This window comes from Rhodococcus qingshengii JCM 15477, from assembly GCF_023221595.1.
Classification (GTDB): domain Bacteria; phylum Actinomycetota; class Actinomycetes; order Mycobacteriales; family Mycobacteriaceae; genus Rhodococcus_F; species Rhodococcus_F qingshengii.
Genome location: NZ_CP096563.1, coordinates 1326823 through 1338158, shown reverse-complemented (window position 1 = coordinate 1338158; position 11336 = coordinate 1326823). Strand labels below are relative to the sequence as shown.

The following is an 11336-nucleotide window of genomic DNA, read 5'->3' as shown; positions in this document are numbered from 1 at the left end:
AGACAGCTCGTCCCCCTCCCTGAGTCAGGAAAGGGGGACGAACGTCGCAACAGGGTGCTATCTCGTCCCCGATTTGGTCCGCTCTACTGCCGAGCCACCCGCTCGACAAAACTCGAAGCCCGCAGCACCAGTTCATCTTTCCGGTTCTGGCGCGCAGCGGCGGCATCGTAGCCGGCATACGGGAGCGGGGGGTCGTTACGAACATTGGACGAGCACTGGAAGTCTCGGCAGATCAGTGTTCCGACCGTGCTGCCACGTCGACCGGCGGGCCCGGCCAACTTGGCGCCGTAGAAGACGACCTCGTTGGGGAGTCGCGTGTCGCGGCACCAGGAGCACTGGGCGCGCGATCGCGGAGTGGCCTCGGCTTGAACGAGCAAGACTCCGATGGTCTCCCCGTCGAGTGTCGGGACGATCGCGTAGGCGCGTCGGCCCATTTTCGGATCTCGCCAGCCCAGGTAGTCGAGAGCGTCGAAGTCGATGGTGCCGAAGCCGTCCGGCAGGGTGAGATCGGACTTCTCCTTACGACTCGCGTTGACGAGGCTGGAACGAATAGATGTATCGGTCAAAATGATCATGGGTGTATACCAATCGTGGCTCGGTGAAGGTGGGTACAGCTCATGGCCCGATCAGCACCAAGTGCTGTCGGGTCCGAAATGCGCTATCTGTCGCCGGCGAAGACGACGCCGACAACCCCCTCACGCCCATGGGGCGTCACCGTATACGTATCCACACCGCGATGGTAGCTACAGGCCTGCGTTACAGGCCACTCGATTTATCAGTCACGCCATACCGCCGTGAACTCGTACCAAGGTCCGCCGAGGTGAGTTGCGGAGAAATCATCGAACCCCGATGGTGGGCCGCTGGGCGAGTACACCCACCCACTCGAGGTGATGAACATGCTGTCGTTGTCGATGAAGTAGACCTCATCCGGCCGCACGACATGGGCACTACTGATATCGAACTGGCCGATCTCGAGCTCTTCCACGGTCGATTCAGGCTGCTCCAAAAGACCAATCGCGATGGTCTCGAACTCTCCGCTCTTGTCGAGGAAAGTTGCCGGCGGCATCAACAACACCAGAGCTACTGCAGCGATGACGGCGATCGGGGAGGACAGAATCCACCACGACCACCGCCGGTCCTGGCCAAGGGCATAGAGGGTGCGGATCGCCCACACCAGACCGACCACGATCAAGATGAGCAGAGCCGCGGCGCTGACGAGGAAGGGATCCAACCATCTGTACTCCCCGAACGGCGAAGGCCACCAACCGTAATGCCGGCAGACCAACGCAATGAGCGGAACAACGGTGAATGCCAAAAGAATCGGCCCCGGTGGCTTGGACGACTCCGGAGGGTCAGCTACCAACCATTCACCCAGCGACTTCGGCCTTCTCATCACCCCACCGTATCTGCAGGTCATGGCAAAACTCAGCTACACGGCGAATACCTTTGCAGTACACGCACTCTCGTTCCACTCACATCAACCAACGCAGCGATCGGCACTCTGCGCCACAACCGACACAAGTAGACAATCCGCACAATCCATACAAACAATGCGAATCGTGCGACAATCGGACGGTGAACGAGACCGCGAGTGGAGTTTCGCACCCGCACCGACCGCGACTGCTGAGCGTCGGCGTCCTACTCTCCGCCGCCCTCCTGTGGTCCACTCCCCTCGCCGCTGCCGCGCCCACCGAACCTGGGCCGGCCAGTTGCATATCATTCGGAACCGCCCAACTGCCACCAGGTGCGCCCTCCGGTGGAGGTCGAGTCGGGTTGGCAAACCTACCGACATTCACCGGTTCAACCGCCCCCAGCTCGGTCCAGATCCGCACGCCAACTACGCAATTCAATCGTTTCTGGGACTTCGCGCTAGTCGACCACGACTTACTCGCTCGGCCGCGAGAGACAGGCGCATCAACGGCTCAACCGTGGCGTTTCGTGCCGATGCCCGAGTGCCTGCGTGGACGACTGGTCGGGATATCACTGGACGACGACGAACTCGTCGCGGTCGACGACAACGGCTGGATCTACACGATGGACAACGCATCCCAGGATCCGCTGGTGTGGGATTGGACCTCGGCATGGGGCGCACCGCTGTGGAGCGGTCCCGGCCGACAACTCCCCGGAGACCACCCGAACGGGTGGGCACTGAGCGTCTCGTCGCCTTGGGACAACCAAACTTTCACCGACGTCGCAGGACGGATTCACTTCGTCGGACTCGCCAAGATGACGATGATCCCCACGTTGACCGGGGATGGCAGCCGGATAACCTACGCGGACCCGTGGCTGCCCAACGACGACAGCTACGAGATCGGCGGCCCGCTCGGCGGGCGATTCCAGGCGGACTCGCTGTCGGCGGCCGGATCAACCACTTTCGTGATGAACAAGTACGGCGACATGTACACCCGCACATTTGATTTCGATTCTTCGGGATCGGACTCGATCTTCTTCCGATACAGCTGGGAAGATCAGTCGGACAAGCCCAGCGCACCCAACCTCGTGGCCGAAACACTCGACCGCAGCACCGCCGCGATCCGACTTCCGGCCCCAGACTGGGTGCACCAGCCCAAAATTCCCGGTGAAGTCACATCCGCGATCAGTGTGCACTCACTCGGTCCCGGCCCGAACCGGCGGGAGTTGCGTGTCGAGGGTCTCCGCGGCGCCGAATCCGGCTTCTGGCACAAGGATCTCGTCGGCAGCAACTGGGAGTTCACGCCGACCGGCGCGTCCCTCCTCGGCACACTGATCGAAAACGCGCCGACAGACCGGTCGACGGATACCCTGTCCACCGCTGCCCCCTGGCACTTGTCCACGACCTTGCCCGCCCGCGACGGTGCCATCGACGGTCAGACTCTGATCGACATCGGGTTTCCGTACTCTGTGGTGGATCCGCGCATGCTCGACGCGATCGGCCAGCACGCACAACCGTCCGGATACCGACTGGACGTGGACCATTTCGACCCGGTCGCCACCACGCGGACCGCGACCGTGACTGCACCGGATGGCACGGTTCTTCCGGTCGTCCTGCACACCGCCGACGGACTACGGATGACTCCCCGCGCATCCGGCCTCGATGCCGATCCGCGCCACCTCGTCGGGGCAATCGAGATCCCGTCGGACGCGTACGCGGATCGGGCATCGAACCCCGCTCTGGACGCGTTCGTGCAGGACTGGATGCACGGAAACCCCATTGCCGCGATCACGCTCAGCGCCACCGACCACGACTTGGTGATCCGCTAGCCGAAACCAGCGCCGTCCACCGTGTCGCCTCGATTAGGCTCAGCAGATGGTCGACACCACACCCGATGTGCCGATATCACCCGTCGACGCTGCGAGCTTCCAGCTCGGTGTGCACGTCCAGCCCTACCTGGTCACTATTGCCGGACTGCTCGCTCCTGGCGGCTTCGTCGATCGAGACGGTCGACCTGATCTAGTGCGACTTCACCGCACTCTCGCCGCTCACATCGCGCAGGAGCCGTTACTGCGGCAGCGACCGATCATGCGGAACGGGTCATGGTGGTGGACGGAAAACGACATCGACTTCGACCTCCATCTCTCGCTTGACGAACGCGGGCCTACAGAACCCGACTTCGAATCCGTCTGTGGTCGACTCGTGATGCAACCCCTCGACACCACCCGACCGTTGTGGCACATCGCCTTCGTTCCTGCAGCTCGACCGGGTCTGTGCGGCATTGTCATCCGAGTGCATCACGCGGTTCTCGACGGCGCCAGAGCCAGCGACCTTTTCGAGCGCTTGTTCGCCTCACCTGATTCGAAAAGTACCGACCCGGGCGCTCCCGTGCCGAACATCCCTCCGAAGGCCGCCGGTTCCCTCGACCTCCTCCGATTTCGAATCGGTACTTTCCTGCACCGGCCAATCCGATCACGGGTGTTGCTGGGCGCCATTGGTCCCACGAGATCGATCTCGTCCGTCAACGTCCGCACCTCTCTGATCGAGCATGCCGCGCAGCAAGCGGGAGGCACTTTGAACGATGCCTATCTCGTTGCGGTGGGCGGCGGACTGCGATTCATCCTCCAAGAATGCGGCGAGCCCATCCCCAAGTCGATTGCGGTATCGGTACCCGTCGCAGTCACAGCGATCGGTAGCGCACGCAATGCCGTCGGGTTCATGATCATCGACCTTCCACTTCGTGAAACCGACCCACAACGCACAGTCGCGATCGTCGCGAAGCAAACCGCTGCGGCCAAACCTTCCGCACGCGCTGCGGGAACAACCTTTCGGTCACCGCGTATCGCCGGCGTTTTCGACAAGCTCGCAAAGCGGCAGCACATGATCGGTGCAGTCGTGTCCAACGTCCATGGACCGCGCGGCCCGCTCACGCTCGACGGGGCAGCGCTAGTCGAACTCTGGCCTCTGGGCCCGTTGGCGGGCAATGTCCGCGTCGGCTTCACCGCAGCGTCCTACAACGACACATTCTGGATCGGAATCCAGGCCGATGCCGAGCATCTCCCACCTGCAAGCAAGATCGCCCGAGCCGTCGAACGGACTCTCGACGAAATAGCCGGCACTGCACACTGACTGGATCTACTGCCACTATCCGATGCACCTCGCCGCTTGGGCAACGGATACTGTCGAGACGTCTCGACAACATCTCCACTGATTCGAGCCTGCAAGCCGGTGTCGTCACGACACGATCGTCACGAGGAAGGCGAAAGATGTTCACACCTGCAGAATTCGGCAAGGTCTCGGTACTGGTTCCTGCGAACGGTGGTGCCGTCCCCTACGGGAACACCGTGGTAGTGCACGGATCTGAAAGCACGCTCGTGATCGACCCTTCGCTCTCCCTCGACCGCGATCCCGTCGGCGCAGACCTCGTATTCGTCAGCCACGGGCACGAGGACCACATCGCCGGACTACGCCATTTCGACACCCCGGCCTATGCGCACCATCTCGACGCACCCGCAGTCGCATCCCTCGACACGATGCTCACCAATTACGGCCTTCCTCCGAACGAACGAGTCGAGGTCCAGCAGTCGATTGCTACGCAATACGGCATACCCCCGACCCACGAGGACGTGTCGGGGATCGCGGGCGGCCACGTCTTCGACCTCGGCGACCGCACTGCGACAGTCATTCATTTGCCAGGGCACACCCGCGGACACTGCGGGGTCCTCGTCGAACCAGACGGCTTCTTCTACGTTGCCGACATCGACCTCACCTCCTTCGGCCCGATGTACGGCGACCTGGGTAGCAGCGTCAACGACTTCCTCGACTCCATCGACCACGTCGCAACGATCGACGCACGCTGGTACGGAACATTCCATCAGAAGGGCGTGGTCGAGGGCAGCGACGAGTTCCGTCGCCGGTTGTCCGCATACCGCGACAAATTACTGAGCCGCGAGGACCGTCTCATCCAATTCCTCGGCGAACCAAAACTCTTGGAAGATATAGTCGCTCATCGACTCGTCTACCGCCCCCACGTATCGGCCCCGTACGTCGACGCCGTCGAACGACGGACAGCTCAGCTACACCTCGAACGACTCATCGCATCCGGTGCCGTCACAGTCGACGAAGACAAGGTGTTTCGCCGGACCCTCTGACATCCCTGGCGAACTGATCGCGCCATTTCGGATACTTCCGAAAATCGGACCGAAGTTCACCGAAAAAATCTGGCACTCGAGGTTGCAGAGTGCCAGTTTGGCTGGTTATCATGTTCTCGCACAGTAAGTTCGGTCGCCGTCGAGGTGACGGTGACCTTTCTTAGACGATACGGGAGGTGTGTTGCTGTGCTTCGTTTCGATCCTTTCACCGACATCGACGCGATCACCAAGTCCCTGCTTGCCACCGGAACCGGCAGCAGCCGAAGTCCACGCTTCATGCCGATGGACCTCTACAAGATCGATGACCACTACGTCCTTCACGCCGATCTTCCCGGCGTCGACCCAGGATCAGTGGACGTACAGGTAGACGGCTCGACCCTCACCCTGACCGCGCACCGCAGCGCCATTTCCGAAGAGGGAGTGACGTGGCTGGCCGGTGAGCGTTTCACAGGAACATACAGAAGGCAGCTGTCCATCAGTGAGGACATCGATTCCGAACGGATCGTCGCCTCATACGACAACGGCGTGTTGACCGTGACCTTACCGATCGCAGAGAAGGCGAAACCGCGGCGGATCGAAATCTCGTCGGGACCGCCGTCCCGCACCGCAAACTCCGAGGTGAAAACCCAAGGACAGATCGAAGCCTGACCTGAACGGCTTGGCACGAAATCGACTGTACGAGAGCCTTTCATCCAGGAGGTCCACAATGCTCGCGCCAATCATGGCCCCCGCCGCAGCTCTGGCTGAACCGGTCGTCTGGAACGAAGACCCGCAGCGGCAAGGCTGGTGGAAGCGCATCCTCGCGGCCACCCCGCCCGAGAACCCCACCAACGAAGAATTTCAACCCTGACAAAACCAGACCGTGTTCGCCGAATACGGTCACCCACAAATGAATTGATGCCTTCCGTCCGTCCACCGAGGCGGACGGAAGGCATTTACAGGCGCTCTACACACGTTCAGCTCGATGAAGCATTCCGGCCGAACCGAAGAGCCATCACCTGCAGCAGGTCAGGAACCGCCCGAAATGGGCGAAGCAGGACGAAACACTCACACAACAAGGACGAAGCTCGCCGCCACCCTGCCAACCGTGACTCGTACGGTTGAAATGTAGACGTCAGTGACTGCGCTGACGCTTACCGACCTCGTCGGTCCCCTGAATTGTGTGGCCGTCGAGGTCGTCTCATGTCTATACCCAAACTGAAAGTGGTCAGCCCTCAACCCTCGTCGGAGGAGATGCCGTCGCCAGACCCTCCAGAAGGATTGCCAGACCGCGCTCGAGTTCGTCCTGCCCGTCGTAGTGAGCCATGATCGTAGCCATCGACCGCAGTCTCGGAAACTCGGCAAGCGCAAGCCGATGCAGACCGAGCCGCAAGAGATCGTCCGTCTCCTCGGGATTTTCGACTATTTCCTGAAGCTCGTTGAGAATGTGCCCGTTGAGGAAGCCGAACACTGCTCGGTAGATGTGTAATGCGTCTTCAGGAGTGAAACCGGCCCGTATCAGCAGTTCGAGAATCGCTTCGACGTAGCGCAACGTCCCGGGAGGACGCAATCCGAGCGGGGTGGACAGCGGCCGAGTGACCAGCAAAGGAACCACGTTGGGGTGCGCGAGCGCGAGGCGGCGATACCCGTACGCAACTGCGTGCAGCTGCCCCCTCCAGTCGCGATCGGACGGGTCGACGACCAGTTGTTCGAGCACGGTCTCGACGACCCCGTCCAGCAGGGCCGCCTTGTTGGCCGCGTACCTGTAGAGAGTCATCGGATTTCTGTCGAGCGCTTTGCCCAGTCGGCGCATGGAGAGGCCGTCGGCACCTTCCTCGTCGATGATCGCCAACGCCGTCGAGAGTACGAGCGCCCTGGTGAGGGGCTCCTCGCGGTCCGCGGCGGGAATCAAACCCTTAGTGCGATCTGGCGAGTGTCCGGTCATTCACAAAACATACATCGTATGCCTACGCGTTGACAGAACAGTACGGCTGGTTTACTGTTCGGATACGCCCTATGCATACAACGTATACACACATCGTATACCCGGAATGTCCGGATTTACGTGGGCGCTCATCGATACGTCCCGGCGCCGGAGTCGGCGCGGACGTACGGACTCACTTTCGTCGCATGAGTCCCTTCTTCAAAGGATCGAAGATGAACAGAACATGACAGCACCCACCGCAACACGACGCTCGCGGTTCTTTCAATTCTCGGGTATTGCAACGATTTCCGTTTTCTCCGTCGGCCTTCTCGTCTTGCCGGCCGGCACTGCCGGCGCGGAAGCGACTGCTGTCGGACTCGGCACCGCTGAGCCCTTTGCAGTCCTTGCCGGAGCAGGAATCACCAACACCGGACCGACAACCCTCGGCGGCGATATCGGCACGTATCCGACTCCAACCATCACCGGTGTATCGGACCTGACGATTACCGGCACCAATCATGGTGGCGACGCGGTATCGCAGGGAGCGAAACCCGACGTGTTGACTGCCTACAATACTCTTGCCGGTCAGGGACCCACACAACCGACGGGAGACGACTTGACCGGTCGGACATTGGTTTCGGGTGTCTACAACTCCGGTTCGTCGATCGCACTGTCGGGAACCGTCACCCTCGACGCGCAAGGTGACCCCGATGCAGTCTTCGTCTTCCAAGCGGGATCAACGCTGATCACATCGTCGTCCAGCACCGTTGCACTGATCAACGGAACGCAGGCGTGCAATGTTTTCTGGCAGGTTGGAAGTTCCGCCACCCTCGGCACCAACTCCGTCTTCCGAGGAAACCTGTTGGCGCTGACAGACATTACTGCCACAACCGAGGCAACCGTCGAGGGTCGACTGTTGGCGATCAATGGCGCGGTCACTCTCGATACGAACACCGTTACGATCCCGACCTGTGCGCCTCCTGTCACGACTACGACTACGACCCCGACCACTACGACGACTACGGTCCCGCCTGACACCGCGACAACTACCACCACGACTGTGGTCCCGCCGGTGGTGACTACAACCACGACGGTCGTCCCGCCGGAGGTGACTACAACCACGACGGTCGTCCCGCCGGAGGTGACTACAACCACGACTGGTACACCGGTGGAAGCGACGACCACCACACCAGGGCCGAACGGCACGACTACAACCACTGTGGACGTACCGCCGATCATCACGACCAGCCGAAACATTCCGTCCATACCCGAGATTCCCGGTCTCCCACCACTGCCGGGAATACCTCCCACCGTTCCCGGGACGGTAACCGTCCCGTCTCGTGTGCCGACGACGTCAGCTTCTCGAACGGGTACCCCGACCACTCAACCGGTAGGCCCGGGATCCCCGAATGTTCGAGCCCCTCAGGTGCAGCAGGTACCACGAGGGTCGGTCGACACCGGTGACGGAAGCACACAATCCCAACGCGACGGACAGTCCAGTGGAGGGTGGATCGCCCTGCTAGTCGGCTTCTTCAGCGTCGTGGCTATGTCGGCCCTCGTCGTCCGTCGGACAAGTCGATAGATGAAAGACGAAAACTCCGTGATGGCTCCGCGAACTCGCCGAGCCATCACGGCTCTCGCCCTTACTGTTTCAGTACTCGTAACGGTGGTCGGATGCGCCGGTGGACAATCCGACAGCGGAAATTCACAACCAAACTCGTCGCCTCGACAAGACACCACATCCGCGCCACGCGCCACTGACTCTGCACTGCCCGAAGGGGCGCCGGTAACTGCTGACCACCGCCCCGCGCGCCTCGAAATCCCGTCCATCGGCGTCGACACCGACATCATCGATCTCGGACTCGATACCGATGGAGCACTCGAGGTCCCACCGGATGGGAAGGACGCAGGGTGGTACACCGGCGCTCCCGCCCCCGGTGAGGTCGGACCGGCAATCATCGCCGGCCACGTCGACTGGCAAGGCACCGACGGGGTCTTCTTCGATCTGCGGAATCTCGAAACCGGAGCCGACATCATCGTCACCCGCGAAGACGGAAGTCGCGCAGTGTTCACCGCTACCAGTGTCGAACACTTCCCCAAAGAGGACTTTCCCACCGACGTTGTATACGGCGACATCGACCACCCCGGACTCCGGATCATCACGTGCGGTGGATCCTTCGACGAAACCGCACGCAGTTACAACGACAACATCATCGCATTCGCCGACCTGGCCTAACCGCCTGAGACGCCGCAGCACACCACTTCGAAAGTCCGCACGAACCGTTGGAGAGCAATGACCGTATTCCACTTTCCCGTGCTCGAGAAGTTTCGATGACAGACACCGACGACATTCGAGCGAGCGCCGAAGCAGGTGTCGACGCTCCTGCATGGCGGGATCGGAAGCGTTACTGGTGGCCGTTGGGATTGCTGATCCCGCTGAGTCCCTTCCTGTCCTGGCTGCTGGTCGAATATTTGCACCTCGGCCTGTTCTGGGCGACCGGTGCCTGGATCCTGATTCTCGTCATCCCGATCGTCGACGTCGCAGTCGGCGCAGATGGCCGCAGCCCACCCGACAACGTGATCGCGGCATTGCAGGACGACCGCTACTACCGCTGGTGTACCTACCTGTTCGTGCCACTTCAATACGCTGGCCTCGTCTTCGCCGCATGGTGTTGGGCGCACGCCCCGATGGCAACCGGAGAGAAGATCGCACTGGCGATGACCGTCGGCGTCGTTGCGGGCGTCGGTATCAATGCCGCACACGAACTAGGCCACAAGAGCAGCCGCCTCGAGCGGCGGTTGGCGAAAATTGTGCTCGCTCAATCGTTCTACGGGCACTTCTACATCGAGCACAATCACGGTCACCACGTCAACGTTGCGACGCCGCGCGATCCCGCCAGTGCTCGTTTCGGGGAATCGTTCTGGATATTCCTGCCCCGCAGCGTATTCGGAGGTCTGAAATCGGGCTGGCGGATCGAATCAGCACGCCTGCGCCGGCAGGGTTCACCCGCACTGTCGCCTCGAAACAACATCTTGCAGGCATGGTCGCTGAGCGCCGCACTGTTCGGGACGTTGATCACCTTATTCGGGTGGCAGATACTGCCCTGGCTGCTCCTGCAAGCCTTGGCCGGGATCACGTTCCTCGAGGCCGCAAACTACCTCGAACACTACGGATTGCTCCGTGCGCGAAGACAAGACGGCAGCTTTGTCAAAGCCCGGCCCGAAGACAGTTGGAACAGTGATCATCTCTTGTCCAATTTGTTCCTGTACCAATTACAACGACACAGTGACCATCACGCGAATCCGCGTCTGCGCTACCAATCTCTGCGCAGCGCTCCAACCGCTCCGCAACTCCCTGCCGGATACGCGGTGATGATCGTCTGCGCTGCCGTACCACCACTGTGGCGGCGGATGATGGATCACCGTGTCCTCGGCTACTACAACGGCAACGTCGAGCTCATTCACACCAAGGCGACGATATGAATGACAATGCCCGAGACGACGACCACAGCGACGGGCACTACACGGCCACCGGGCCGACCAAACACGCCAGAGCTGCGTACCAGCCGGCGCGCACCCGGCTCAGACGAGCCGCACCGAGCCTGGACGTCGTCGCTGCCGCGGAGTACCTGTTGACCCAGCCCGACGCATACCTCTATCGCCGCCGATACCTCGACCTGATCACTCAAACCCCCGGGCCCGACGGAACATCGATCACCGACTACGCCGCAGCTGAACGCTACCTACTTGTCACCGCTACCGCGCACCGCAGAACTCACAGTGAGGTTCGTCCATCGCCGGCACCCGGCGATTTTCTGTGAAGTGGTCACCGCAGTGTTTGATGCCAGAGAGTGACAACAGCCTGACGAAT

12 protein-coding genes are annotated in these 11336 nt (G+C 61.3%); 9 read left to right on the top strand and 3 right to left on the bottom strand.

All coding sequences use genetic code 11. The features are described 5' to 3' along the window. Positions 1-83 precede the first annotated feature (83 nt). Together M0639_RS06120 and M0639_RS06115 are read right to left on the bottom strand one after the other, a co-directional pair. Positions 84-575: an FBP domain-containing protein gene (locus M0639_RS06120; RefSeq protein ID WP_007726512.1), complete on the bottom strand. Its 492-nt coding sequence runs from the start codon at positions 573-575 to the stop codon at positions 84-86. 200 nt (positions 576-775) lie between these two features. After that, positions 776-1393, bottom strand: coding sequence for a hypothetical protein (locus M0639_RS06115; RefSeq protein ID WP_007726510.1), 618 nt, complete (start codon positions 1391-1393; stop codon positions 776-778). A 182-nt stretch (positions 1394-1575) separates the two neighbouring features. Between M0639_RS06115 and M0639_RS06110 the strand changes: the two genes are divergently transcribed. From M0639_RS06110 to M0639_RS06090, 5 genes are all read left to right on the top strand, one after another. After that, positions 1576-3240: a hypothetical protein gene (locus M0639_RS06110; RefSeq protein ID WP_231914975.1), complete on the top strand. Its 1665-nt coding sequence runs from the start codon at positions 1576-1578 to the stop codon at positions 3238-3240. Between the two features lie 46 nt (positions 3241-3286). Beyond that, positions 3287-4540: a wax ester/triacylglycerol synthase domain-containing protein gene (locus tag M0639_RS06105; RefSeq protein WP_042926669.1), complete on the top strand. Its 1254-nt coding sequence runs from the start codon at positions 3287-3289 to the stop codon at positions 4538-4540. Between the two features lie 137 nt (positions 4541-4677). After that, complete coding sequence (locus tag M0639_RS06100) at positions 4678-5562, top strand: MBL fold metallo-hydrolase (RefSeq protein WP_064074896.1); 885 nt, start codon at positions 4678-4680, stop codon at positions 5560-5562. Positions 5563-5748: 186 nt separating this feature from the next. After that, positions 5749-6210, top strand: a complete 462-nt coding sequence (locus M0639_RS06095; protein WP_007726499.1) for an Hsp20/alpha crystallin family protein — start codon at positions 5749-5751, stop codon at positions 6208-6210. A gap of 58 nt (positions 6211-6268) precedes the next feature. Then, a complete protein-coding gene (locus M0639_RS06090) occupies positions 6269-6412 on the top strand; it encodes a hypothetical protein (RefSeq protein ID WP_193595562.1) in 144 nt (47 codons plus the stop codon). 357 nt (positions 6413-6769) lie between these two features. Here the strand turns inward: M0639_RS06090 and M0639_RS06085 are convergent, their stop codons facing one another. Then, on the bottom strand, positions 6770-7486 hold the full coding sequence (locus M0639_RS06085; protein ID WP_042452349.1) for a TetR/AcrR family transcriptional regulator C-terminal domain-containing protein: 717 nt from the start codon (positions 7484-7486) through the stop codon (positions 6770-6772). A gap of 223 nt (positions 7487-7709) precedes the next feature. On the opposite strand from M0639_RS06085, the gene M0639_RS06080 reads away from it, so the two are divergent. The 4 genes from M0639_RS06080 (at position 7710) to M0639_RS06065 (ending at position 11286) form a co-directional block, all read left to right on the top strand. Beyond that, entirely contained in the window at positions 7710-9047 is a 1338-nt protein-coding gene (locus tag M0639_RS06080) for an ice-binding family protein (RefSeq protein ID WP_064074895.1), read from the top strand. After that, complete coding sequence (locus M0639_RS06075) at positions 9048-9701, top strand: class F sortase (RefSeq protein ID WP_064074894.1); 654 nt, start codon at positions 9048-9050, stop codon at positions 9699-9701. It begins immediately after the preceding gene. A gap of 95 nt (positions 9702-9796) precedes the next feature. Beyond that, entirely contained in the window at positions 9797-10948 is a 1152-nt protein-coding gene (locus M0639_RS06070; protein ID WP_054826870.1) for an alkane 1-monooxygenase, read from the top strand. Then, positions 10945-11286, top strand: coding sequence for a hypothetical protein (locus M0639_RS06065; protein ID WP_063314901.1), 342 nt, complete (start codon positions 10945-10947; stop codon positions 11284-11286). Before M0639_RS06070 ends, M0639_RS06065 begins: the two co-directional genes overlap by 4 nt. Positions 11287-11336 lie beyond the last annotated feature (50 nt).